At 67.2% G+C, this 25,525-nt stretch carries 23 protein-coding genes and 1 pseudogene; 15 read left to right on the forward strand and 9 right to left on the reverse strand.

Annotated features, from left to right (window positions below):
• Nucleotides 1–178: 178 nt before the first annotated feature.
• Complete coding sequence (locus J8I33_RS27520; RefSeq protein ID WP_209939476.1) at nt 179–1,312, forward strand: J domain-containing protein; 1,134 nt, start codon at nt 179–181, stop codon at nt 1,310–1,312.
• 41 nt (nt 1,313–1,353) lie between these two features.
• On the opposite strand, the gene J8I33_RS27525 is transcribed toward J8I33_RS27520, so the two are convergent.
• The 6 genes from J8I33_RS27525 to J8I33_RS27550 form a co-directional block, all read right to left on the reverse strand.
• Complete coding sequence (locus J8I33_RS27525; RefSeq protein ID WP_209939477.1) at nt 1,354–2,259, reverse strand: LysR family transcriptional regulator; 906 nt, start codon at nt 2,257–2,259, stop codon at nt 1,354–1,356.
• 61 nt (nt 2,260–2,320) lie between these two features.
• Complete coding sequence (locus J8I33_RS27530) at nt 2,321–3,565, reverse strand: acyl-CoA dehydrogenase family protein (protein WP_124675950.1); 1,245 nt, start codon at nt 3,563–3,565, stop codon at nt 2,321–2,323.
• A gap of 39 nt (nt 3,566–3,604) precedes the next feature.
• A complete protein-coding gene (locus tag J8I33_RS27535) occupies nt 3,605–4,363 on the reverse strand; it encodes an SDR family oxidoreductase (protein ID WP_209939478.1) in 759 nt (252 codons plus the stop codon).
• Nucleotides 4,364–4,370: 7 nt separating this feature from the next.
• Nucleotides 4,371–5,135 (reverse strand): SDR family oxidoreductase, encoded by a 765-nt coding sequence (locus tag J8I33_RS27540; protein WP_050017141.1) that lies wholly within the window; start codon nt 5,133–5,135, stop codon nt 4,371–4,373.
• Nucleotides 5,136–5,185: 50 nt separating this feature from the next.
• Nucleotides 5,186–6,217: a phosphotransferase gene (locus tag J8I33_RS27545; RefSeq protein WP_050017142.1), complete on the reverse strand. Its 1,032-nt coding sequence runs from the start codon at nt 6,215–6,217 to the stop codon at nt 5,186–5,188.
• Between the two features lie 19 nt (nt 6,218–6,236).
• Nucleotides 6,237–6,911 (reverse strand): histidine phosphatase family protein, encoded by a 675-nt coding sequence (locus J8I33_RS27550; protein WP_209925910.1) that lies wholly within the window; start codon nt 6,909–6,911, stop codon nt 6,237–6,239.
• A gap of 201 nt (nt 6,912–7,112) precedes the next feature.
• Between J8I33_RS27550 and J8I33_RS27555 the strand changes: the two genes are divergently transcribed.
• The 14 genes and pseudogenes from J8I33_RS27555 to J8I33_RS34610 all read left to right on the forward strand — a co-directional run.
• Nucleotides 7,113–7,268, forward strand: a complete 156-nt coding sequence (locus J8I33_RS27555; protein ID WP_006483086.1) for a DUF3309 family protein — start codon at nt 7,113–7,115, stop codon at nt 7,266–7,268.
• Between the two features lie 375 nt (nt 7,269–7,643).
• Complete coding sequence (locus tag J8I33_RS27560) at nt 7,644–8,381, forward strand: response regulator (RefSeq protein ID WP_209939479.1); 738 nt, start codon at nt 7,644–7,646, stop codon at nt 8,379–8,381.
• On the forward strand, nt 8,378–9,463 hold the full coding sequence (locus J8I33_RS27565) for an ATP-binding protein (protein WP_209939480.1): 1,086 nt from the start codon (nt 8,378–8,380) through the stop codon (nt 9,461–9,463). The genes J8I33_RS27560 and J8I33_RS27565 overlap by 4 nt, the downstream gene beginning before the upstream one ends.
• Nucleotides 9,464–9,652: 189 nt before the next feature.
• Complete coding sequence (locus J8I33_RS27570; RefSeq protein WP_209939481.1) at nt 9,653–10,927, forward strand: sugar ABC transporter substrate-binding protein; 1,275 nt, start codon at nt 9,653–9,655, stop codon at nt 10,925–10,927.
• Nucleotides 10,911–11,870, forward strand: coding sequence for a sugar ABC transporter permease (locus J8I33_RS27575; protein ID WP_239468949.1), 960 nt, complete (start codon nt 10,911–10,913; stop codon nt 11,868–11,870). The genes J8I33_RS27570 and J8I33_RS27575 overlap by 17 nt, the downstream gene beginning before the upstream one ends.
• Complete coding sequence (locus J8I33_RS27580; protein ID WP_050017147.1) at nt 11,858–12,685, forward strand: carbohydrate ABC transporter permease; 828 nt, start codon at nt 11,858–11,860, stop codon at nt 12,683–12,685. The genes J8I33_RS27575 and J8I33_RS27580 overlap by 13 nt, the downstream gene beginning before the upstream one ends.
• A gap of 10 nt (nt 12,686–12,695) precedes the next feature.
• Nucleotides 12,696–13,730 (forward strand): NAD(P)-dependent alcohol dehydrogenase, encoded by a 1,035-nt coding sequence (locus J8I33_RS27585; protein WP_124556811.1) that lies wholly within the window; start codon nt 12,696–12,698, stop codon nt 13,728–13,730.
• A 3-nt stretch (nt 13,731–13,733) separates the two neighbouring features.
• On the forward strand, nt 13,734–14,927 hold the full coding sequence (ugpC, locus tag J8I33_RS27590) for a sn-glycerol-3-phosphate ABC transporter ATP-binding protein UgpC (RefSeq protein WP_209939482.1): 1,194 nt from the start codon (nt 13,734–13,736) through the stop codon (nt 14,925–14,927).
• Nucleotides 14,928–14,956: 29 nt separating this feature from the next.
• Nucleotides 14,957–15,892, forward strand: coding sequence for an AraC family transcriptional regulator (locus J8I33_RS27595; RefSeq protein WP_209939483.1), 936 nt, complete (start codon nt 14,957–14,959; stop codon nt 15,890–15,892).
• Nucleotides 15,889–17,355, forward strand: coding sequence for a xylulokinase (gene xylB / locus J8I33_RS27600; protein WP_209939484.1), 1,467 nt, complete (start codon nt 15,889–15,891; stop codon nt 17,353–17,355). The genes J8I33_RS27595 and xylB overlap by 4 nt, the downstream gene beginning before the upstream one ends.
• An 82-nt stretch (nt 17,356–17,437) precedes the next feature.
• Nucleotides 17,438–18,493 (forward strand): MerR family transcriptional regulator, encoded by a 1,056-nt coding sequence (locus tag J8I33_RS27605; protein ID WP_209925918.1) that lies wholly within the window; start codon nt 17,438–17,440, stop codon nt 18,491–18,493.
• Nucleotides 18,494–18,524: 31 nt separating this feature from the next.
• Nucleotides 18,525–18,812 (forward strand): barstar family protein, encoded by a 288-nt coding sequence (locus J8I33_RS27610; protein WP_050017163.1) that lies wholly within the window; start codon nt 18,525–18,527, stop codon nt 18,810–18,812.
• Nucleotides 18,813–19,197: 385 nt separating this feature from the next.
• A complete protein-coding gene (locus J8I33_RS27615; RefSeq protein ID WP_209939485.1) occupies nt 19,198–20,154 on the forward strand; it encodes a hypothetical protein in 957 nt (318 codons plus the stop codon).
• A 42-nt stretch (nt 20,155–20,196) separates the two neighbouring features.
• Nucleotides 20,197–20,298: pseudogene (locus J8I33_RS34610) on the forward strand (GNAT family N-acetyltransferase); the annotation flags it as partial.
• 68 nt (nt 20,299–20,366) lie between these two features.
• Here J8I33_RS34610 and J8I33_RS27620 read toward each other — a convergent pair.
• The 3 genes from J8I33_RS27620 to J8I33_RS27630 all read right to left on the reverse strand — a co-directional run bounded on the left by J8I33_RS27620 (nt 20,367) and on the right by J8I33_RS27630 (nt 25,171).
• On the reverse strand, nt 20,367–21,197 hold the full coding sequence (locus J8I33_RS27620) for a peptidyl-prolyl cis-trans isomerase (RefSeq protein WP_124631472.1): 831 nt from the start codon (nt 21,195–21,197) through the stop codon (nt 20,367–20,369).
• A 287-nt stretch (nt 21,198–21,484) separates the two neighbouring features.
• Entirely contained in the window at nt 21,485–23,419 is a 1,935-nt protein-coding gene (locus J8I33_RS27625) for an SMP-30/gluconolactonase/LRE family protein (RefSeq protein ID WP_209939486.1), read from the reverse strand.
• A gap of 453 nt (nt 23,420–23,872) precedes the next feature.
• Nucleotides 23,873–25,171 carry a dicarboxylate/amino acid:cation symporter gene (locus J8I33_RS27630; RefSeq protein ID WP_050017156.1) on the reverse strand — a complete coding sequence of 433 codons (1,299 nt, stop codon included), beginning with the start codon at nt 25,169–25,171 and terminating at the stop codon, nt 23,873–23,875.
• Between the last annotated feature and the right edge of the window lie 354 nt (nt 25,172–25,525).

The following is a 25,525-nucleotide window of genomic DNA, read 5'->3' on the forward strand; positions in this document are numbered from 1 at the left end:
GGCCGATGGGCCGAACGGTGCACCGGGCGCGGATTCCGGCGCGCCAGCCGTGCCCGCCGTGAAGCGCCGACGCGCCGCCGATCGCTGCGGGGAAGCACCCCGTTCCACGCCGCCCCGCAGGCATGCGGCTAAAATACCGGCCTGCCGCGCGTCCCGCCGCGGCCGGAGGACACTCATCATGACCGCACGTCGCGGTGCCGCGGTCGCCATCGCACCCGGCCACGAGACAGCCAGCCTGTCGAAAGCCCAGCAAACGTTCAATACGCTCGTCGAGCAGATCGAGACGCGGCGCGAGCGGCTCGGTGCATGGGAAGCCGTGATGCCGGCGTTCCAGAAGAAGTTCGTCCACGGCCTGTTGCCGCTCGAACAGGAAGCGACGGCGCTGCGCATCCGACTGATCCATCTGCTCGACGACGCGTTCCTGCAGAAAGGCCTGAGCAAGGCCGAGCAGCGCACGCTATCCGCGCTGATCGCCGACATGGCGCGCGACTTGCTCGGCGTCAGCGACGACGCGACGTTGAAAATCATCTACAACCGGCACTGCCCGTCCGACGACGACGGCGCCGCAGCGACGGCCTCCGCACGGACGAAGCCGGAACCGGAAACGGAAACGGAACCCGCCGCCGAACCAGCGGACGATCTCGACACGCTGTCGCCCGACGAACTCGCCGCCCGCATCCAAGCCGAATTCGACGAACAGTACAAGCGCGACATGGCCGCCCACGAGGCCCGCGAAGCCCAGCGCGCGAAGCGCAAGAAAGCGCCCCGGCAATCGGCCGCGCAGGCGCGACGCGAAGCCGAGCTGGCCGAATCGAGCAAGTCGCTCCGCGACGTCTATCGCAAGCTCGCCAGCGCGCTGCATCCCGATCGCGAAACCGATCCCGAGGAACAGGCGCGCAAGACCGTGCTGATGCAGCGTGTCAACCACGCGTATGCGAACGGCAACCTCCTGCACCTGCTGGAGCTGCAACTGGAGATCGAACAGATCGACCGGCGCGCGATCGACGGCCTGAGCGAAGCGCGGCTGACGCACTACAACGGCATCCTGGAGGAACAGCTCCGCGAGCTCGACCAGGAGATCGGGCACGTCGAGAACGATTTCAGGCGAACCTACGGCATCGCGTCGTCCACCAAGGTCGCACCCGATACGGTGATGCGCATGCTGACGCGCGACATTGCCGGCATGCAGCGCAGCAACCACGACCTGACCGTCGCGCTGTGCGAGTTCGACGATCCGGATCAGGTCAGGCGCTGGCTGAAGGACATGAAGCGCCGGCCGGCGTCGTCTCGCTTCGACGACGATTCGTATTGAGCCGACAAGCACGGGCGAACGGGCGACGCGCACGCCACCCTTTACCGCCCCTTCCCCATCCCGCCCATCAGCGCCATCAGCTGCCCGCGCAGCCACTGGCTGCCCTGATCCTGATCGGCGCTGCGATGCCAGTAGCAGAAGTAATCGAGTCCCGGCATCTCGAACGGCAGTTCCAGAATGCGCGCCGGATAGCGCTGCAGCAGCCGCAGCGGCGCCGTCAGCGCGAGATCGCCGCGCATCGCGATCAGCGGCGCGACCATGTAGTGCTGCACGCGCATCTGGATGTTGCGGCGCAGCCCGAGCCGCGTCAGTTCCGCGTCGACGTGCCCGCTGCCCTTGCGGCGGCTCGATACGTGGATGTGCCCCATCGACAGGTAGTCGTCCAGGGTCAGCGTGTCGCCCTTGAACGGATGATCGTCGCGGATCATGCACGCGTAGCGGTCCTGCACGAGCAGCGCCTGGTGCAGATGCGGATCGCCGATCAGCGGCGCGTCGATCGCGATGTCGACCGAGCCGTTCGCGAGCGCGGTCGCGACCTCGCGGCGGTCCATCGTGTAGCTGCGCACGTGCATGCCGGGCGCATGCGTCTGTAGCAGCTCGCCGAGCGCCGGCAGCAGCAGCGCTTCGGTCAGGTCGCTCATGCTGAGCCGGAACACGCGCTCGGACGAAGCCGGATCGAACACGTCGCCTTCGTGCGCGCTCGAATCGAGCAGTTGCAGCGCCTCGCGCACGCGGCCGACGATGTTCTCGGCCATCGGCGTCGGCATCATTCCGGCCGGCGTGCTGACGAACAGCGGATCGTTCAGCGTCTTGCGCAGCCGCGCCAGCGCGTTGCTGACGGCCGGCTGCGTGAGGTTCAGCACCTCGGACGCGCGCGTCAGGTTGCGCTTGTTGTAGATCGCCTCGAATACGACGAACAGGTTCAGATCAATCTTCGAAAGGCGCATCGCCGGATCTCCTTGCCGAGATCTTACGGCGGGCGCCATTCGTTCGTCCATGTCGCCCCGCTCAGCCGCGCGGCGGCGGCGTCAGGTACGGCGCGGTCGCACCGGGTTCGCCGCCCTTGATCTCCATCCGCGCGATCGCCTGCAGGTGGACCTCGTCCGGGCCGTCGGCGAAGCGCAGCGCGCGGCCCCAGGTCCACAGGTCGGCGAGCGGCGTATCGGGGCTCAGGCCCGCTGCGCCGAATACCTGCATCGCGCGATCGCACACGTCCGTATAAACGGTCGGCACGAGCGCCTTGATCATCGAGATCTCCTTGCGCGCGGCCTTCGCGCCGACCTTGTCGATCATCCACGCGGCCTTCAGCACCAGCAGGCGTGCCTGGTCGATCTCGATACGCGAGCGCGCGATCCATTCGCCGACGGTGCCGTGCCGGTTCAGCGGCTTGCCGAACGCGACGCGCGACTGCGCGCGGTCGACCATCAGCTCCAGCGCCAGCTCGGCCGCGCCGATCGAGCGCATGCAGTGGTGAATGCGGCCCGGCCCGAGGCGCGCCTGCGCGAGCGCGAAGCCGCTGCCTTCCTCGCCGAGCAGGTTGCGCGCCGGCACGCGCACGTTGTCGAACGTGATTTCGCAGTGCCCTTCCGGCGCGTGGTGATTGACCACCGTGATGTTGCGCACGACCGTCACGCCCGGCGTGTCGCGCGGCACGAGGATCATGCTCTGCTGCTGGTGCGACTCGGCCTCGGGATCGGTCTTGCCCATCACGATGAAGATCTTGCAGTTCGGATGCGCGGCGTTCGTGATGAACCACTTGCGGCCGTTGATCACGTACTCGTCGCCCGCGCGCTCGATGCGTGTCGTGATGTTGGTCGCATCCGACGACGCGACGTCGGGCTCCGTCATCGCGAACGCCGAGCGGATTTCGCCGCGCAGCAGCGGCAGCAGCCACTGTTCGCGCTGCTCGGGCGTCGCGAACATGTGCAGCAGCTCCATGTTGCCGGTGTCCGGCGCATTGCAGTTGAACACTTCCGACGCCCAGCTCACGCGCCCCATGATTTCGGCGAGCGGCGCGTATTCGAGGTTCGTCAGGCCCGTGCCCGGCTCGTCGTCCTTCAGGTGCGGCAGGAACAGGTTCCACAGCCCCTCCGCTTTCGCGCGCTCCTTCAGTTCCTCCATGAACGACACCGGATACTTGCCGGCGTGCACCTCTTCGTTCCACTGGCGGATGCGCGGCACGATGTGCGCATCCATGAATGCGCTCACGCGTTCGCGCAGTGCTTCCACTTTCGGGGTGTAGCCAAAGTCCATGATCGACTCCTCGAGATTCCGTATTTCCGTTCGTTCGGTTCAGAAGGCCGAGACGCCGCCGTCGACGGCGACGGCCTGCCCGGTCAGATACGTGTTGTCCTTCGCGCACAGCATCAGCATCGTCGCGACGATTTCGTCGGGGCGGCCGAGCCGCTTCATCGGCGAGCCCTGCGCCAGAAAATCCTGGCGCTCGCCGATCTCGCTGTCGGTGACCATCGGCGTCGTGCTGTAGAACGGGCACACCGCGTTCACGCGGATGCCGTGGCGCGCGTATTCGAGCGCGGCCGTCTTCGTGAGCCCGACCACCGCATGCTTCGACGCCGCATACGCGGCCAGCTTCGGCGCGCCGCCGAGCCCGGCCATCGACGCGACGTTCAGGATCACGCCTTCGCGCTGCGCGAGCATCTGGCGGATCTGGTGCTTCATCCCGAAGAACACGCCCTTCGCGTTCACCGCGAAGCTCAGGTCGAGATCGGCTTCGTCGGTGTCGATAAGCGCCTTCATCGGCGGGGCGATACCCGCGTTGTTGATGCCGACGTCGAGCCGCCCGAAGCGTGCGACGGCTTCATGCACCAGCGATGCGACGTCCGTTTCGATGCGCACGTCGCAGTGCCGCGCGACGACGTCGGCGCCGGCCGCTCGCAGCGGCGCGGCCGCGCGTTCGAGCGCATCGCCGTTCAGGTCGCCGAGCGCGAGCCGCGCACCCATCGCGGCGAGCTCGCTCGCGAGCAGCGCGCCGAAGCCGCTCGCGGCGCCGGTGATCATCACGGCCTGGCCGGCGTAGCTGTCGAGTCTCATCGTGCGCTCAGATCGTCAGGCCACCGTCGACGACGATGCATTCGCCGTTCGTGTAGCTCGCCGCGTCCGACACGAGATACAGCACGGTGCCGGCCATTTCGCGCGGCTCCGCGTGGCGGCGCAGCGGGATCTTCGTCATCCACGCGTCGTAGATGTCCTTGTCGGCGAACAGCGCGCCCGCGAACTTCGTCTTCGTGAGGCCCGGCAGCAGCGCATTCACGCGGATGCCGAGCGGCCCGCACTCCTTCGCGAACGCCTTCGTCATGTTGACGACGGCCGCCTTCGTGATCGAGTAGATGCCTTGCCGGTCGCCCGGCTGCAGCGCATTCACCGACGCGGTGTTGACGATCGCGCCGCCGCCGTGTGTCTTCATCAGCTTGCCGGCTTCGACCGACATGAAGAAGTACCCGCGGATGTTCACGTCGACGGTCTTCTCGTACGCGGCGAGATCGGTATCGAGGATGTGCCCGAAATACGGGTTCGCGGCCGCGTTGTTCACGAGGATGTCGAGGCGGCCGTGCTTGCCGCGGATGTGCTCGAACGTCGCGGCGATGTCCTCCAGGCGCCCGACGTGGCACGCCAGCGCCTCGGCGCGGCCGCCCGCCGCGACGATCGCGTCGGCCACGGCCTGGCAGTCGTCGAGCTTGCGGCTCGACACGATCACGTACGCGCCCTGCTCCGCGAGCAGCTTGGCGATTTCCTCGCCGATGCCGCGGCTCGCGCCCGTCACCAGCGCGATCTTGCCCGTCAGGTCGAACAGATTCGTTGCCATGTTGCTGTGCTCCTCCATTGATTGAGTTGTCGTGTCGCCGCGTGGCGATATCAGCGATGCGCGTCGATCACGCCGACGGCCAGTTCGGCCAGCCGGCCGGCCATTTCGCCGACGCGCAGCGCCTGCTCGCTCGATGCGTTGCCCTGCAACGCGCGCGCCTTCACGCCCTGCGCGATCGCCGCTAGCCGGAAGAAACTGAAGGCGAGGTAGAAATGCCAGTCGCGGATCGGCGCGATGCCGCGCAGTTCGCAGTAGCGCGCGACGATCGCCGCTTCGTCCGGAATGCCGAGTTCGGCACGATCCTGGCCCGCGAGCCCGCGCACCTGGCCGCCGGACGGTAGCCGCAGGCACATGCAGAAGTACGCGAGATCGGCGAGCGGGTTGCCGAGCGTCGACAGTTCCCAGTCGAGCACGGCCTGCACGCGATAGCCGTCCCGCGCGAACATCAGGTTGTCGATCCGGAAGTCGCCGTGCACCAGCGCCGGCCGGCCCGTGTCCTCGGGGCATGCCTTCGGCAGCCAGTCGATCAGCGTCTCCATCGCGTCGAGGCGCCCGGTTTCGGCCGCGCGATACTGCTTCGTCCACACGCCGATCTGCCGCTCGAAGTAGTTGCCCGGCCGGCCGTAGTCGGCGAGGCCCACCGCGTCGACATCGACGTCGTGCAGCGCGGCCATCGTCTGCAGCAGCGCGTCGTAGCAGGTCGCTCGCTCGGCCTTCGGCAGCTCCGGCAGCGCGGGGTCCCAGAAGATCCGGCCGTCCTCGAAACTCATCACGTAGAACAGGCTGCCGATCACGTCGCGGTCAACGCAGAGGTGATACGGGTGCGCGACCGGCACCGCGGTGCCCGACAGCGCGGTGAGCACGCGGAATTCGCGGTCGACCGCGTGCGCGGATTTCAGCAGTTCGCCCGGCGGCTGGCGGCGCAGCACGTAGCGGCCGCTCTTCGCATTCAGCAGGAAAGTCGGATTCGACTGGCCGCCGGCAAACTTCTCCGTGTCGACCGGGCCTTCGAAGCCCGGCACGTGGGTTTCCAGATAGCGCGTAAGGCGGGCTACGTCGAGTTGCTGGGAAGGATTCGTCATCGTCGCGATCGTTCGTGGGTCAGCCGTAGGTGCGCAGCGCGTGTCGTTCGGGGTCCTCCAGATGCGGGATGCCGTTGAACGACGCGAGGTGGAACGCCTCGGCGTTGAAGAAAAACTGCGAAAGACTGCTGTTGCGGATCTGCAGGTTCAGCGCGATCGCGCTCGACGGCGGCGCGGCGAGCACCTGCTGCACGGTGACCGCGATCGGGCCGCCGGAACTCACCGCGAGCACGCGCTGGCCGCCGCCCTCGCGGATCGCCGCGCGCGCGTCGGCCACGCGCTGCTGGAAATGGGCCCAGGTTTCGGGGGCCGCCTCGCCGAGCTTGTCCTCGGTCCACAGCTGCAGCACCTGCCGGAGCGCGCGGAAGTGTTCCTTCATCGAGCCGGCCGAGAGCCGCGCGATCTCCGGATAGTCGCTGGCGGCTGCCGCGAACAGCCCGTGGAAATCGTATTCGTTCAGGCCCGGATGGCGATCGACCACGACGCCTTCGCGGCCCATCCCGCGCAGAATCGCGGCGACCGTCTGCGCATGGCGGTTCATCGTGCCGCAAATCACGCGGTCGAACGTCAGGCCCTGCCGCGCGAAGTATTCGCCGAGCCACACGCCCTGCTGGTCGCCCGCCGCGGACAGCCGGTCGTAGTCGTCGGTGCCGAACGACGCCTGCCCGTGCCGTACCAGAAAGAGTTCAGCCATTGCGCTCGCCTGAGGAAAACGAAGGCCCAGCATAGCGACCGGGCGTGCATTTTTGAAATTTATTTTCTGAATCAAACAGTATTCATCGCATGAATTACGCGGATTCATACGATGCGCTTGCGCCGGTTTCATCTGTCCCCACGTCGCGGCACGCGAATTGCGACAGCGCACACCGTGTCGAATAAATTCTGGAGGGATGCGATGCTCGGTACGATCCTCATCATCGTTCTGATTCTGCTGCTCATCGGAGCATTTCCTGCATGGCCGCACAGCCGAAGCTGGGGTTACTGGCCATCGGGGACCGTCGGGCTGATCGTCGTCATTGTCGTGATACTGGTGCTGCTCGGTCGCATCTGAACACGGCCGCGCGTGCCGCTGCATGGGCACGCGCGTTCCGATCGACGTCCGATCTGCCGCCGTGACTTCTTTACACGCGAAAGTAAGCCGTAAAGGAAAACGCGACGGCATCGCGTACGCTTACTTGGGCGTCCGCTCGCTTGCGGTCCAGCCATCCACGGACACGCACAGGTGCGGCGCATGATCAGGTGCGCCATTTCTTGCGAACACAACGTCTCGCCGATGTGCGGGTGCGTCACCGGATAATCCATCTGCATCGCGCAACACAGCGCCTTGCGCGTCAACTCGCGCGCCCCGTTCGTCTTCATTCGATGGATTTGGCCGTACGGTAGTATGGCGATTCGATGGAACCCCGCTGAATCCGAACGAGTGGCCATGCCCGAATTTCCCTCATCTCCCGGCGCCGGCCAAGGCGCGCAAGCGCTCATCCTCATCGCCGAGGACGAACCCGAGATCGCCGAGATCCTGACCGCCTATTTCGCGCGCAACGGCCTGCGCACCGTGCACGCCGCCGACGGTCGCCGCGCGCTCGAACTCCACCTGTCGCTGAAGCCGGACCTCGTGTTGCTCGACGTGCAGATGCCGCACGTCGACGGCTGGAAGGTGCTCGCCGAGATCCGCCACCGCGGCGACACGCCCGTCATCATGCTGACCGCGCTCGACCAGGACATCGACAAGCTGACCGGGCTGCGCATCGGCGCCGACGACTACGTGGTCAAGCCGTTCAACCCCGCCGAAGTCGTCGCGCGCGCGCAGGCGGTGCTGCGCCGGTCGATGGCCGGCTCGCGCCAGGAAGAGCAGCGCGTGCTGCGCGCCGCGCCGTTCGAGATCGATCTCGAGCACCACGAAGCGACGGTCGAAGTCGACGGCGCGCGCCACACGCTCGTGCTGACGCTCACCGAATTCAAGCTGCTCGCGCAACTCGCGCGCGCGCCGCGCCGCGTGTTCAGCCGCGCCGAGCTGATGGCGACCTGCCTCCCGGAAGGCGATGCGCTGGAGCGCACGGTCGACAGCCACGTCAGCAAGCTGCGCAAGAAACTCGACGATCTCGGCGTCGCCGGCATGCCGGCCAGCGTGCGCGGCGTCGGCTACAAACTGTGGAGCGGCGAGTGAGACTAGACGGCCTGAGCCGCCAGATCGCGCTGACGATGGGCGCGATCGCCTTTGGCGTCACGGTGCTGATCGTCGTGACGGCCTACGCGTTCTACTACCTGCTGTACCACTACTCGCCGGAGTCGTTCAAGCCGGAAAGCTGGCTCCCGAGCGGGCCGGAGTGGGTGTGGATCACCTCGACCACACTGGTCGGCCTGCTGATCGCGGTCATCGTCGCGATCAACCTGTCGCGCCGCATCCTCGTGCCGCTGAATTCGGTGACGGACAGCATCCGCCGCGTCGCGCGCGGCGATCTCGGCGCGCGCGCGGTCGCCGGCGACCGTTCGTTGAAGGAGGCGGCGCTGCTCGCCGACAACTTCAACGCGCTCGCGAGCGAGCTGCAGCGCGTGACCGACGAGCAAACCTTCTGGAACGCGGCGATCGCGCACGAACTGCGCACGCCGGTGACCGTGCTGCGCGGCCGCTTGCAGGGGCTCGCCGAAGGCGTGTTCACGCCGAGCGACGCGCTGTACCGCAGCCTGCTCGCACAGGTCGAAGGGCTGACGCGTCTGATCGAGGATCTGCGCGTGGTCAGCCTCGCCGACAGCGGCCACCTGAGCATCGAGATCCGCGACACCGATCTCGCCGCCGACGTGCGCGCGGTGGTCGACGTGTTCGCGCACGCGCTGCAGGCCGCCGGCCAGCATCCGGAACTCGATCTCGACCCGCGGCGCATGCGCTGCGACCCGGTCCGCATCCGCCAGGCGTTGCTCGCGCTGCTGGAGAATGCACGCCGCCACGCGGTGCCCGGCACGATCCGGATCCTGACGCGCATCGAGGACGGCATGTGCCGGCTGTGCGTCGAGGACGACGGCCCGGGCATCCCGGCCGAGTTCGCGCCGCACGTGTTCCAGGCGTTCCGGCGCGTCGACGCGTCGCAACCCGGCGGCACCGGCCTCGGGCTCGCCGTCGTCGCGGCGATCGCGCATGCGCATCGCGGCGAAGCGCTGTGCGTGCCGACCGGCGCGGGCGGCACGCGGTTCGAGGTGCGGTGGCCCGACGATCTCGCGCCGGCGCCCGAAGGCGAACGCTTCCCGGCGTAACGCGCGGGCCTCGCCGCTCACGCGCGCGGTTTGCGCCCGGCCACCACATTTTGTGCATCGCACGACCAACCCTGAGCAAAAAGTATCGGTTCCCGAACTCTTTTGATGTGGTGATCGCATCGCCCGCGTCACACCATTGTTCCTGCCGTCATCGGCGGCATTCGAACAAGCAGAATCAAGGAGACACGGGTGAACAAGATGCGAATCGTCGCAGCCGGCGTGCTGCTCGGCGCCTGTCTGCCGGGCGTCGCGGCCGCGCAAACCTGCAAGGTGCCGACCCTCCGCGTGCTCGCGCAGAAGAGCCTCGGCCTGTCGGTGATGGAGAAATCGCTGGCCGACTACGAAAAGAAGAACGGCACGAAGGTCGAGATCAGCTATTTCGGCGAGAACGACCGCCGCGCGAAATCGCGGCTCGACGCGTCGACTGGCGCGGGTTCCTACCAGATCTACTACGTCGACGAGGCGAACGTCGCCGAATTCGCGTCGGCCAACTGGATCGTGCCGCTCCTCAAGTACTACCCGAAGGACTACGACTACGACGACTTCCTGCCCGGCCGCCGCGCGGTCGCGAGCTACAACGGCGTCGCGTACTTCGCGCCGCTGATCGGCGGCGGCGACTTCCTGTTCTATCGCCGTGACCTGCTCGACGCCGCGCATATTCCGGTGCCGAAGACGCTCGACCAGCTCGTCGCCGCGATCAAGCAGCTCAACGCGCCGCCGAAGCTGTACGGCTGGGTCGCGCGCGGCCAGCGCGGCTCGGGGATGAACGTGTGGCGCTGGTCGCCGTTCATGCTCGGCATGGGTGGCACATGGACCGACAAGGGCGGCCAGCCCGCGTTCAATTCGCCGGGCGCGGTGAAGGCCACGCAGCTCTACAGCGACCTGTTCAAGTACGCGCCGCCGGGTTCGGCGACCTACGACTGGAGCAACGCGCTCGAAGCGTTTCGCTCGGGCAAGGTCGCGTTCATGATCGAATCGACGCCGTTCGCGGACTGGATGGAGGATACGAGCAAGTCGAGCGTGGCCGGCAAGGTCGGCTACACGCGGCCGCCCGCACCGCTGCCGTCGGCCGCGTATGGCCACGGCTTCGCGATCTCGGCGGTCGGCGCGAAGGACGACTGCACGCGGATGGCCGCCGGCCGCTTCATCGCATGGGCGACCAGCAAGGATCAGGAACAGGCGCGGCTACGCAACGGCGTGTTCAGCGACTACAACCGCTCGAGCACGATCGGCAGCCCGTACTTCAAGCAGCACGTCGCGCCGCAGATCCAGGCCGGGCTGAACGACACGAACCCCGTCACGCAGGTGACGATCTGGCGCACGCCGCAGTGGCCGGATATCGGCGACAACCTCGGCATCGCGCTCGAACAGGTGTTCACCGGCACGCAGACGGATATCCGCGGCACGCTCGACGACGCGGACCAGTACGCGAAGGACGCGCTCGAACATGGCGCTCGCAAATGACGGCGCCGGCGGACGTGCGCTCGGCGTCCGCCCGGCCTCTCCCGCACCGTCGACCCGGCGCGGCCGCGCGCGCCGCGACCGCACGAGCCTGCCGTGGGTGTTCCTCGCGCCGACGCTCGCGCTGCTCGCGGTCCTGAGCCTCGTCCCGACGATCGCCGCGATCAACCTCGCGCTGCGCAACCGCGTGCTGCGCTACCCGGACAGCGAATTCGTCGGCCTGCGCAACTTCGTGCGGCTCGCGTCGGACCGGCGCTTCCTGAACGCGATCGAGGTGTCGGTGCTGTGGGAGGTCGTCACGGTCGCGGGCGCGGTGCTGGTCGGGATCGCGCTCGCGGTGTTCCTGTTCGAGCGCGTGCACGGCCGCTGGCGCCGCTTCGCGTCGCTGGTGCTGATCATGCCGGTGCTGCTGCCGCGCGTGTCGGCCGCGTTCATCTGGAAGTTCATGTATGCGCCGCTCACCGGCATCCTGAGCTGGCTGCTCGGCGCGCTCGGCGTCGAACACACCGCGTTTCTCGCCGATCCGCATCTCGCGCTATACGCGGTCGCGCTCGTCGACGTGTGGCAGTGGGGGTTGTTCTTCGCGGTCGTGATCCTGAAGCTGCTGGAGACGCTGCCGCCCGAGCCGCTCGAAGCCGCGCGGCTCGACTACGCGACGACGTGGCAGGTGCATGCGTACATCGCGCTGCCGATGCTGAAGGCGCCGCTCGTGAGCCTCGTGTTCATCAAGATGGTCGAGTCGCTGCGCTCGTTCGACCTGATCTACGTGATGACGAAGGGCGGCCCGGGCATCGCGACCGAGACGCTCGATCTCTACGCGTACCAGCAGGGCATCGGCCTCGCCGGCAAGGTGTCGTATGCGTCGGGCATGGCCGTGCTGATGATGGTCGCGACCACGCTCGTGTTCACGCTCATCTGGAAGAGGGTCAACAAATGGGACGACTGATGGCCCGGCGCGGTGCCGCCGCCGTTTCCACCGTCGCGATCGCCGGCGCGATCCTGCTCGTCGCCGCGTTCCCGCTGTTCTGGGCCGTGCTCAATTCGCTCAAGCACCTGCTCGACATCGTCACGCCCGTGCCGCGCTTCTTCTTCACGCCGACACTCGCAAACTACGAGCAGGTGTTGTCGAGCCCCGAGGTGCTGATCGGGCTCGGCAACAGCATCGCGATCGTCGGCGCGGCCGTGCTGATCGGCGCGGTGCTCGGCGTGCCGGCCGCGTATGCGATCGCGCGCTATCCGGTGCGCGGCAAGCGCGACATCCAGTTCTTCCTGCTGTCGCTGCGCTTCCTGCCGCCCGTCGCGGTCGCGCTGCCGCTGATCGCGATCTGGGTCGATCTCGGGCTGTACGACACGAAGCTGTCGATGATCGTCACGTACCTGCTCGTCACGCTGTCGACCATCACGTGGCTATCGATTCCCGTGTTTCGCCGGCTGCCGCGCGAGATCGAGGAAGCCGCCGCGCTCGACGGCTACGGCCCGTACGCGGTGTTCTGGCACATCGCGCTGCCGGTGTGCGCGAGCACGCTGCTCGGCGGCATCGTGTTCAGCTTCGTGCTGGTGTGGAACGAACTGATGATCGCGCTCGCGCTCACGTCGTCGCGCAGCGCGACGCTGCCGGTGGTCGCGTCCGCGTTCACGTCGCTCGGGCAGGAAGTGCCGTGGGGCGTGATCAACGCGTCGACGGTGCTGCTCGCGCTGCCGCCGCTCGTCTTCGTCGGCATGCTGAGCCGGCTGCTCAATTCGATCGTCAAGGGAAAATAAGGAGAACACGTTGAAAGCACTCGTCCTCGAACGCACGCGCGAACTCGCGCTGCGCGACATCGACCTGCCGCAAGCGGTCGGCCCCGGCGACGTCCGGATCAAGGTGCATACGGTCGGCGTCTGCGGCAGCGACGTGCATTACTACGTGCACGGCGGGATCGGCCCGTTCCGCGTCGACGCGCCGATGGTGCTCGGCCACGAAGCGTCCGGCACCGTCGTCGAGACCGGCGCCGCCGTCACGCACCTGCGCGTCGGCGACCGCGTGTGCATGGAGCCCGGCGTACCGCGCCTCGATTCGCCCGCGACGCTGCGCGGGCTCTACAACCTCGATCCCGACGTGCGCTTCTGGGCGACGCCGCCCATCCACGGCTGCCTGACGCCGTTCGTCGTGCATCCGGCCGCGTTCACGTACCGGTTGCCCGACAACGTGTCGTTCGCCGAAGGCGCGATCGTCGAGCCGCTGTCGATCGGCCTGCAGGCCGCGAAGAAGGCGGCGATGAAGCCGGGCGATCTCGCGGTCGTGATCGGCGCGGGCACGATCGGCGCGATGACGGCGCTCGCCGCGCTCGCCGGCGGCGCCGCGCGCGTGATCCTCGCCGACGTCGTGCCGGACAAGCTCGCGCTGTTCGCCGACAACCCGGCCGTCACGACCGTCGACGTGCGTACGCGGCCGCTGGCCGACGCGGTGGCCGAGGCATCCGGCGGCTGGGGCGCGGACGTCGTGTTCGAGGCAAGCGGCAGCACGAACGCGTACGCGGGCCTCGTCGGACTGATGTGCCCGGGCGGCTGCGCGGTGCTGATCGGGATGCCGGTCGCGCCGGTGCCGCTCGACGTGGTCGCGCTGCAAGCGAAGGAAGGCCGCATCGAATCGGTATTCCGCTACGCGAACATCTTTCCGCGCGCGCTCGCGCTGATCGCGTCCGGCGCGATCGACGTGAAGCCGTTCATCTCGCGCACGTTCCCGTTTTCCGAAGGCGTGCGCGCGTTCGAGGAAGCGGCGAGCGGCCACCCGCGCGACGTCAAGATTCAGATCGAAATGGATTGAGTCATGGCCCAGATCACCTGCAAGGCTTTGTCGAAGCACTACGACGGCGGCCCCGCCGTGCTGCATCCGCTCGACCTCGAGATCGCCGACGGCGAATTCATCGTGCTGCTCGGCCCGTCCGGCTGCGGCAAGTCGACGATGCTGCGGATGATCGCGGGCCTCGAGGCGATCACCGGCGGCGAGCTCGTGATCGGCGACGCGGTCGTCAACGACCTGCCGTCGCGCGAGCGCAATGTCGCGATGGTGTTCCAGAACTATGCGCTGTACCCGCACATGACGGTGTACGACAACATCGCGTTCGGCCTGCGACGGCTGAAGGTGCCGGCCGACGAGATCGACCGCCGCGTGCGCGACGTCGCGCGCACCCTGAGCCTCGACGCGCTGCTCGACCGCCGCCCGCGCGCGATGTCGGGCGGCCAGCAGCAGCGCGCGGCGATCGCGCGCGCGATGATCAAGACGCCGGCCGTGTTCCTGTTCGACGAGCCGCTGTCGAACCTCGACGCGAAGCTGCGCACGCAGTTGCGCGGCGACATCAAGCGGCTGCATCGGCAACTGAAGACGACCACGCTGTACGTCACGCACGATCAGCTCGAAGCGATGACGCTCGCCGATCGCGTCGTGCTGATGCGCGGCGGCCACATCGAGCAGATCGGCACGCCGGCCGAACTGTACGGCCAGCCGCACACGCTGTTCGCGGCCGGGTTCGTCGGCACGCCTGCGATGAACTTCGCGGACGGCACGATCGAGCGGGTCGGCGCGAACGTGTGGGTCGACTGCAACGGCGCGCGCTGGCCGCTCGCGTCGTCGCGCTTCGCGCGGCTGCAGCACGGCCAGCAGGTCAAGGCCGCGATCCGACCGAATCACCTGCGGCTCGTCGCGGAAGGCGATCCGCCCCCGGGCACGCTCGCGCTGACCGGCACGGTCGAGCTCGTCGAGTTGCTCGGCGCCGAGGCGCTCGTCACGCTGGACTGGCGCGGCCAGCCGTGCGCGGCCCTCGTGCCGGCCCCGATGGCCCCGGCGCCGGGCGCCGTGGTAGCGTTTCGCTTCGACGAAGAAGCGCTGCATCTGTTCGACGCCGGCACCGAGCGCAACGTCACGCTGCCGGACCCGAACCCGATCGCGCACGCGGTGCCGCCGGCGGCCGCGACGCGCGCCACGCCGCCTGCCGCGACGAGCTGGTCGATGTCCCGTCCGTAGCGCGCCGGCACGCCCCGACGGAGCACACGATGAACCCGGATCTCGAGATCGTTCCCACCCACCGCGACGAATCGTTCCGCGCGTGGGTCCACGACTATCCGCATTCGGTCGCGAAGTGGCACTTCCATCCCGAGTACGAGATTCACCTGATCCAGGCGTCGCGCGGCAAGGTGTTCGTCGGCGACCACATCGGCGACTTCGCGCCCGGCAACCTGATCGTCACCGGGCCGAACCTGCCGCACAACTGGGTCAGCGAGCTCGCCGACGGCGAACGCGTACCGTCGCGCGACGTCGTGCTGCAGTTCTCGCGCGATGCGATCGAAAAGATGGTCGGCGCGTTCAGCGAGCTGCAGCCGGTGATCGACCTGATCGACGACGCGGCGCGCGGCGTGCAGTTTCCCGACCGCGTGGGCGGCGAGGTCGCGCCGCTGATGCTCGAACTCGCTGACGCGCACGGCTGCCGGCGCGTCGAGATCCTGATGTCGCTGTTCGACCGGCTGTCGTCGTGCCGCGAGCGGCGCGTGCTCGCGGGGCCCGGCTACCGCAGCGACGCGCAGCACTACATGTCGTCGACGATCAACCAGGTGCTGTCGTACCTGCAGCAGAACCTGCCCGGCATGCTGCGCGAAACCGACGTCGCCGCGTTCGCCGGCATGAGCGTCAGCACCTTCACGCGTTTTTTCCGGCGTCACACCGGCTCGTCGTTCGTGCGCTACCTGAACCGGTTGCGCATCAACGAGGCGTGCGAGCTGCTGATGTTTTCCGACCTGACGGTGACCGACATCTGCTACCGGGTTGGCTTCAACAACCTGTCGAACTTCAACCGTCAGTTTCTCGCGATGAAGCAGGTGCCGCCGTCGAAGTTCCGCGCGCTGCACCGGCTCAACGAACCGCACGGCCGCGACGACGCGCCGCCCCCGCGACGCGTGCCGCCGCGCGCCCCAGACAGGATGCTTCATACGTGACATATCTCGGCATCGATCTCGGCACGTCCGAGGTCAAGGTTCTGCTCACCGATTCCCGATCGGTCCCCCTCGCGACCGGCTCGGCCGGCCTGTCGATCAGCCGGCCGCATCCGCACTGGTCCGAACAAAGCCCGCAGGCGTGGTGGCACGCGATGCTCGACGCGATCGCGTCGGTGCGCGCCGCGCATCCGGCCGGCTTCGCCGCGCTGCGCGGCATCGCGCTGTCCGGGCAGATGCACGGCGCGACGCTGATCGACCGCGCGGACCAGGTGCTGCGCCCCGCGATCCTGTGGAACGACACGCGCGCCGGCACCGAATGCGTGGAACTCGAGGCGCTGGTGCCGGAATCGCGCGCGATCACCGGCAACATGGCGATGCCCGGCTTCACCGCACCGAAGCTGCTGTGGCTCGCGAAATACGAGCCGGCCGTGTTTCGTGCGGTGCACAAGGTGCTGCTGCCGAAGGACTACCTGATCTGGCGCCTGTCTGGCGAATTCGTGTCCGATATGTCCGACGCGTCGGGCACGCTGTGGCTCGACTGCGCGCGCCGCGACTGGTCCGACCGGATGCTTGCCGCGACCGAGCTGTCGCGCGCGCAGATGCCGCGCCTCGTCGAAGGCAACGCGGCCGCCGCGCAGTTGCGCGACGCGCTGCGGCGCGAATGGGGGATCGCCGGGCCCGTGACGATCGCCGGCGGCGCCGGCGACAACGCGGCGTCCGCGATCGGCATGGGCGTCACGGGCGCCGGCAGCGGCTTCCTGTCGCTCGGCACGTCGGGCGTGCTGTTCGCGGGCAACGACCGCTTCGCGCCGAACCCGGACGCGGCCGTGCACGCGTTCTGCCACTGCGTGGAAGGGCGCTGGCACCAGATGAGCGTGATCCTGTCGGCGGCCGCGAGCCTCGACTGGCTCGCGCGCGCGCACGGCACGACGCCCGGCGTGCTGGCCGCCCGCGCCGAGCACGCCGATCCGGCTCGCGCGCCGCTGTTCCTGCCGTATCTCGGCGGCGAGCGTACGCCGCACAACGACGCGCATGCGCGCGGCGTGTTCTTCGGGCTGTCGAACGAACACGATGCGGACGATCTCGCGTATGCGGTCATGGAAGGCGTCGCGTTCGCGATGGCCGACGGCTACGGCGCGCTATGCGCGGCCGGCACGACGCTCGACGCGGTGTCGTTCATCGGCGGCGGCTCGAAAAGCGCGTTCTGGGCGCGGTTGTGCGCGAATGCGACCGGGCTCGCGATGCAGCGCCATGCGGATGGCGCGGTCGGCGCGGCACTCGGCGCCGCGCGGCTCGCGCGACTGGCGGCGACGGACGACAGCCTGGAAGAAGTCTGTGTCGCGCCGCCCGTCACGGAGACGGTCGCGCCCGATCCCGCGTCGGTCGATCTGCTGGCGGGCCGGCTCGCGCGCTATCGACGGTTGTATCGCGCGCTGCGCGACGAGTTCGCGGCCGGCGACTGAGCGTTGGAGCGATCGCGCTTGACCCGACCCTTGGGACTGCCTTTATGCTGACCGCAACGAATCGACAGCAAAGAGGTGACGGATGGGTACGGACACACTCCGCTTGAACGCATCGGCCGCCGCCGCGCGGCTCGGCATCTCGATCAAGGCGCTACGGCTGTACGAGCGGCACGGCCTCGTCATGCCCGAACGGACGCCGGCCGGATACCGCGCGTACGGCCCGGACGATCTCGCCCGCGCCGCCGACATCGCGGCGCTGCGCAAGCTCGGCCTCGGTCTCGCGCAGATAGCGAACGTGCTCGGCGGCGACGCGCGCAGTCTCGATGCCGCGCTGGCTGCTCACGAAGCGGCGCTCGATCGCGGGATTCAGGATCTCGTTGGCAAGCTCGACAGCGTGCGCGCGATGCGTGCCGGCCTGGCACGGGGACGGATGCCGACAGACGGCGAACTCACCCGGCTGGTCGACCCTGGCAGCGCGGGCGTCGCGTTCGACCTGCCGTGGCCGTGGGGCGGCGAACGGTTCGAGTGTCGCGATATCCGGCCGTTGAACTACATCATCGGTTCCCTCGGGAGCGGCAAGACGCGGCTCGCGCTTCGGCTGGCCGATGCGTTGCCGGGCGCCGTGTTCGTCGGCCTCGATCGGCTGGACGACGACTGTGCCGCGGCATTCGATGCATTGCGTGCCGATCCGGAACTGAAGTCGCGCGTCGACCGCACCGTGGCGTTGCTCGCCGGCAATGGTGCGGCGCCGTCGGCGGCGCTGACCGCCCTGCTCGTCAGCCTCGAAGCGGCAGGTCCGCGCGTACTGATCGTCGACATGATCGAACAGGATCTCGATCAGGCCACGCAACGCGCGTTGATCGCGCATCTGCGCGCATGCGCGGCCGCCGGCATGCGGCCGCTGTTCCTGCTGACGCGCTCGGCGGCGATCCTCGATCTCGCGGCGGTCGGCCCCGACGAAACCATCCTGTTGTGCCCGGCCAATCACAGCCCGCCTGCGCGCGTGGCGCCTTACCCCGGCGCGCCGGGGTACGAGGCCGTCGCGACGTGCCTGGCGGCGCCGGCGGTCCGGGAGCGGATTGCGCGGCCGCCGGAAGCGCGCGCTATGATGCTCGGTACGGCGCGCGAAATGAATTGAATGTTGCGCGACCTGTCCGTCGGAGAACATGATGGCACGCGACACGCGGGTGGAAATCGAGCTCGACGATATCGAATCGACCGAACAGTTGCACGTGCGGCTGATGAAGCAGTTGAGTTTCCCGGATTGGTACGGAAGAAACTGGGACGCGTTCCGGGACGCCATTACCGCGCTGGTCGATATGCCGCTCATTCTTCGGCTGAAAGGCTGGTCGGAATTCGAACGCCGCTTTCCGCGCGACGCGAGGCTGATGCGCAACTGCCTGCAGGACATGGCTCGGCAATATCCGGCCTTCGCATCCCGTGTCGAGTACGATTGATCGAACTCGCCGGGAGCCGCACGATCGCGCGACCCTTCTTTCGGGGCTAGCCTTTTTCCCGCACGGCGAGGAATTGCTCACCGTTCAATTGGCGTTGCATTGCCTCGATCTGCGTGCACAGCGCTTCCAACTGATTCATGGTCGCAGCAACCGGAAATGGATTCGCATCCGGATCCCGTCGCGCCCTCCTCGGCGCCATCGCTGCGTTCACCGCATGCACGGGACCGGACAAGTTCGTTGCTTGCCGCGCGCTATCGGGACCTGTCGAAAAACCGTCTTGTCCAGACGGCCAAAATCGCCTGCAAACGGTCATTCGCGTTCAACATGAAGGGCATCCGGAAGCGTTCGTTTCGGGTATCGTCACCCTCTCCTGCCAGCACTCGACATGACAGCACGCAATGGAAACAGTACCGACCCGGCCGAAATCGGCCCCTTCGACGCGATGAGCCGATTTCGCGTGACGTACGACGGGCCCACGCTCGATTCGTCCGAGATGGACGTGCGCGAACTCGCGCCCGCGCTGCTGGCGTTCGGCGATTTGCTCGACGCGTCGACGCGCGCACTATGCGGCGATCGGGTCCGGCCACTGGTCAACGTGCGCGGCAGCTTCAAGACCGGCAGCTTCGGCATCGACTTCACGCTCGCGACCTCGCTGCTCGGCCGCATGCGCGACATGCTGAGCGGCAACGAAGGCACGGCGCTCGCCAATGCGGTCACGATCCTGACCGCGCTCGGCCTTGCCGCACCCAAGACGAGGAAGGGGCTGTTCGCCGTCCTCAAATGGCTGCGCGGACGCGAAATCACGCATGTGCGGATGCAGGACCACACCGCGGTGCTGGACGTCGACGGCGACACACTCGAAATCGACCTGCCCGTGCTCACGCTGCTGCGCGACGTCCGCGTTCGCCGTGCCACCGCGCAAGTGCTGGCACCGCTCGCGCGCGAAAGCATCGAGATTTTCGCGGCCGGCACCGACACCGAGGTGTACGAGACGGTCGCCCGCAACGAGATCGCATGGTTTCGCGCGCCGGAGCCAACCGATGCGCTTCTGCTCGACGAACATCGCAAGATGGCGTTCTCGATCGTGTCGCTCGCGTTCAAGGACGATAACAAGTGGCGCCTGTACGACGGCACGTCGACGATTCACGCGACGATCTCGGATGCCGGCTTCCTGTCGCGCGTGAACAACAGCCAGATCAGTTTCAGCAAGGGTGACGTGCTGTTGTGCAATGTCCGTATGCAACAGTGGCAAACTTCGGACGGCGCAAAAACCGAATACGAGGTCACCGATGTCCTCGAACATCGCCCGGCCGGCCTGCAGATTCCGTTGTCGGGCCTGTGATCCACGCCGTGGCCTCGCGCCCGACGCAACCGTTCATCACTCATGAAACCGGCGATCCATCTGCGTGCTGCTTCCCAGGAAGATCTCCCGTTCCTGCTGACGCTCCGTCGACTCACAATGACCGAGCACCTGCAGCGCGTCGGAGACCGACACCAGCGCGAACATGATCTGGCGCGCGTCACGCGCGGCGATTCGACACCGCCGCATTACCGTTACTGCGTGATCTTCGCGTCCTTCAGCAGATTGCCGATCATCTGCGCACTCGCCTTCTCGGCCGCGATCGCCTGCAACTGCTGCTGAAGCGTCGGCTTCGCGGTTTCGAAACCCGGCACCTGCGTCGGCCGCTTCGCATCCAGCTTCACGATCGCGCGCGCGCCATCGACCGGAATCGAATCCTTCGTCACCGCGCCGACCGGCAGTTTCTCGAGCGCCTGCGCGACCGGCAGCGGCAGCCCGGCCGTCTTGCCTTCCGCGGCCGGCGTGTTGAAGCTCACCCACGGCAGCTCGCCGCCGGTATCGCGGCTCGGCGCCAGGCTGTACTGGCGCGCCAGCCCGTCGAACGACTTGCCCGCTTTCAGCTCGCTCAGCACGGTCGCCGCCGCCACCGGATCCTTGACGACGATCACGCGCGGCTTGTACTCGTTCTTGCCGAGCGCCGCGACGAGTTCGTCGTAGCGCGCCTTGACCTGCTCGTCGGTGACCGGCTCCGGCTTCACGTTGTCGCGCAGGTACAGCTGCACCTCGGCCGTCACCTTCGCCTGCTGCATCGCCGCCTTGACCTCGGGCTTGTCCGCGTAGTTTGCTTTCTCGGCCGCCTGCTGAACCAGCACGCGCGTGATCAGCTGATTCTTGATCGCCTGACGGATCTGCGGCGAATCGGGCTGCCCGGACGCGCGCAGCAGCGTATCGACGTCGGCCTGCGTGATCGGCGTGCCGTTGACGGTCGCGACGGTCGCCGCCGTCTGCGCGTGGGCAGCGCCGCTCAGTGCGCCGGCCAGCGCGACGATCGTCAACAGGCGATTCGGTGTCGTTTTCATCTTCATCGGTTGGGTCGCTTCGAGCATAAGAAACGCGGCAGGGGTAGCCGCGCCGGTTCATCGTGCACGCCCGCATACCGTTCGCGGGAGTCGCTGCCATTGTGCACGGAACCGCATTTCCACGTCGGGAGGTTCGGGAAGCGGGTCCGACACGGCGCCGCGCGCATGGTGCCCGCGGTTCATTGCGTGCGCGTTGCGCAACAATCCCGCGGAATCGCATCGATTGCGCGCACGATTGCTTTCACGACTTCGCGCCTACGGCCGCTGCCCAAGGCGGCCGCACGTTCAAACCGTCACGGCGTCCACCGGTACACGGTGATGCTGTTCCCCTTCACGTTGTTCTTCATCACCACGTATTCGCCGTTCGAGCGGCGGTACGCGCGGATGCTGTACATCGCATCGATCGCGCTGCTGGTATCGACGGTCGCGGGGCTCGCGTTGATCAGCGTCGTGTCGAGATTGCCGGTGTTGAGGTTGAACGCGTCGACGTTCGGCCACAGCGGCCCGCTGCTGCTGAACCAGTAGCCGACGAACAGGTGGTTGCCCGCCGCGTCGATCGATTTCGCGCCGCTGTGCGGCAGCGTGATCACCGGGTCCGGCTTCGTCGTGTTGCCCGCGCGCCAGCCGTGATACACCTCGATGCGCGTGCCGATCGACGTCCAGTCGTTGGTCCCGACCGCGCCCTGCGCGAGCACCATCGTGTCGCTGTCCGCGAGATAGACGATGCGCGTGAGCGGCAGGATGCTGGCCGGAATGCGGGTCGCGACGCCCGGCCCCCACGACGGCTTGCCGTTCGCGTCGAAGCCGGTCAGCGGGTAATGCGTGATCGCGCCGGTCTTGTCGAGCCCGGCCCATATGCCGCCCAGGCTGTCGACGCTGAAGCCGCCCGTCACGCGCTGCGTCGTGTTGAACGCGGGGCCCGGAAGCGAACCGTCCGGAATCGCGATGTAGCCGTTCGCCGCGTTGAAGTGATAGAAGTAGAAGACCGGCGGGTTCTGGCCGGCCGCGACGAGGATCCGGTTCGCACCGACCGACGTGAGCAGCCCGAAGTGTTCGTCACGCTGCGTGTCGCTCATGTTGATGCGCGGGTCCGACGGATACGTGAACGGATCGACGGTGTTCGCGACGAACTTGCCGCCCGCGCTGCCGCTGTAGATGTGCGTGCCGCCGTAGAACAGCGCGCCGTCCGTGACCGGGTCCGGCGCGGCGATGCCTTCGAAGTTCAGCGACTGCAGCGTCCAGCGCAGGTTGCCGCTGCTGCCGTACGCATGAATGTCGGTCGCGCCGTTGCGGCCGAGATCCCAGCTGCCGCCCCACGGGTTGTTGAGCACGTAGAGGTTGCCGCCGGTGTCCTTGCCGATCCCGGCGATGCGCGTGAAGCGTTGCGCGCCGACCTGCCCCTTGATGCCCGTCGTCGTGTCGAGATAGCCGCCGCGCACGCCGAACGTGCCGGCCAGCGCGGGCCGGCCCGAGATCGAATAACGCTTGATGTTCTGGTCGGGGCCTTCGTCGCCCACCAGCAGTTGTCCGGCCGCCGCATCGACATACAGCGCCGACGGGTGCGAACCGGCCGGCATCCGGATCGTGTTCAGCAGCGCGCCGGCGGGGCCGAAGCCGACGATCGAGCCGGCACGCTTCTGCGCAACCCACACGTTGCCCGCGCCGTCCACCGCGAGCGCGCCCGGCGCCGACACGGCGATGTCCCGCTGCCACACGCCATCGGTCGTGAACACGCGCACGCGATTGCCGTAGAAGTCGCTCGCATAAAGCAGCGAGCCGGCCGTCGCGAGCCCGGTGACGACGTCGATGCGCGGCTGGTTGGTCGCCGCGCTGATCTGGATCACGAGGTCGCGATACTTGGTCGCGCGGTTGTAGCGCCCCACCGCGCCGCTGCCATACGTCTTGCCCGGCTGCAGCGCGACGAACAGCGACGTTGCATTGCCGGTGATCGCGCTGCCCTGGAATTCCGAATGCGCGCCGATCGAGCCGAGGCTCTTGCCGTTCTGGTAGATCGCGACGCCGCCTTCATCCTCGTCCCACATCGATGCGGTGTAGATCACGCCTTCGGGCGCGACCCACATCGCGCGCGCGACGTTGCCGACGTGCGCCGCGAGCGTGCCGTACGTGTTCGCGATCCAGTCGGTGGTGTTGGCTGCGTGCGTAGGGGGCGCAAATGCGGCGATTGCTGCGGCGACAAGCGCGGCCCGGATTCGTTGTCTGGCGACCATGACGGATGCTCTCCTGAACGGGGCAAACATTCACATAAGGGATCGGCCGGCCAGATGGCTTGAAGTCCGCGAGATGTAAATTCTTCCCCGAATCATCCGGCGCGGTCGGTATGACGTACGGCATGCATTCGAAAATGCGCAGGGCGAGAATAGCGTTATATAAATCGAAAAAAATTGCGAATCGCCCGCGCTTGCGACGAGCGCGACTATGCGTCAGTGAATGGTCACTTACGCGGCGGATCGGGAATCGGGAAAATCAGGCACTTGCCTGACGGAATATCGCCGCCAATTCGACGTCGATCAATTGAAACGGCGAATGCCATTTCGGAAGTATCGAAAAAGCTACTGCGCCCAACGCAAATCGCCAGCCTGAATCCGTATCGAATCCAGGCCGGCGCATATCATGTGTCGCGGGTCGGGCAACGCGGCGTTGCACCGCCGCGTTGCAGTGCATCATGCCGACGTTTCACGCACCTTCACTTCGGCTACGCGCGCGCCGTCCGATTCGTCGTCGTCGCGCGGCGCGTCGAGCTGCCCCTCCCATTTCGCGACCACGGCCGCCGCGATCGAGTTGCCGACCGCGTTGGTGGCCGAGCGCCCCATGTCGAGGAACATGTCGACACCCATGATCAGCAGCAACCCGGCTTCGGGCAGGTTGAACTGGTTGAGCGTCGCCGCGATCACGACCAGCGACGCGCGCGGCACGCCGGCCATCCCCTTCGACGTCACCATCAGCATCAGCAGCATCGTGATCTGCGTGCCGAGCGGCAGATGGATGCCGTACACCTGTGCGATGAACAGCACCGCGAACGTGCAGTACATCATCGAGCCGTCGAGGTTGAACGAATAGCCGATCGGCAGCACGAAGCTCGAGATCTTGCGGTTCACGCCGAAACGGTCGAGTGCGTCCAGCAGCTTCGGATATGCGGCCTCGGAGCTGGCCGTCGCGAACGACAGCAGGAACGGCTCGCGAATCAGCCGGAGCAGCGTGAACGCGCGCTTGCCGAGGAACGTCACGCCGGCGAGCGTCAGCACGGCCCACAGCAACGCGAGCGCCAGATAGAAGCTTGCCATGAACTTCGCGAACGTGAGCAGGATGCCGAGCCCTTCGGTCGTGATCGTCGACGCCAGCGCCGCGAACACCGCGACCGGCGCGAACCCCATCACCGCGCCCGTCACCTTCAGCATCACCTGCGCGAGATCGTCGATCACGCCGGTCAGGCGCTTGCCCGCTTCGCCGAGCGCGGACAGCGCGGTGCCGAAGAAGATCGAGAACACGACGATCTGCAGGATTTCGTTGTTCGCCATCGCTTCGGCGATCGACTTCGGCACCAGGTGCACGACGAAATCCTTCAGCGTGAACGCGCCCGTCTTCAGGTTGAGCGCCGCATCGGACGGCGGCAGCGGCAGGCTCAGGTGGCTGCCCGGCTGCAGGATCGTCGCGGTCAGCAGGCCGAGCAGCAGCGACGTGAACGACGCAATGACGAACCAGCCGAACGCCTTGACGCCCACGCGGCCCACCGCGCCGCCATCGCCCATCTGCGCGATGCCGACGGTCAGCGTCGCAAACACCAGCGGCGCGATGATCATCTTGATCAAGCGCAGGAATATGTCGGACAGCAGCGATACGTAGCCGGCGACTTCCTTCGCCATCTTCGGGTCGGGAAACGCGCTATGGCACGCGTAACCCACGGCAATACCAAGCATCATCGCGACAACGATGTACTTGGTAATGTTGTGTTTCTTCTTCATTAGTCGTCCAAATTACAAAGCGTATGTTGCTAACGGCGGGCCAATCATTCGCGTCCGGCTGCGAATCGAAACCTGTGTCGACATGCCGGCGATCTGTCCGCTGCGGGCGGTCTCCGGCGGTCACCCGGGCGGACAGGGGGGGCATTCTAACGCAAATGGCGCACCAGCTTTCAATTCCGAAAGCCGCGCCGGTTGATTTGCGTCCTGATGTCGTCGGGAAAGGAGTCTCGTCGCGCACGACGCGACGCGATGCAGCGATCGCGACACATCCTCACAAAGATGCGCAGACATCGACACTACGGCACGTAACCGATCTGTAATATTTGGAAATGATTCGCGTTGACGCCGGCGCTT

The sequence above is a fragment of the Burkholderia sp. AcTa6-5 genome (genome assembly GCF_017815075.1).
In the GTDB taxonomy this organism is placed as follows: Bacteria; Pseudomonadota; Gammaproteobacteria; order Burkholderiales; family Burkholderiaceae; genus Burkholderia; species Burkholderia sola.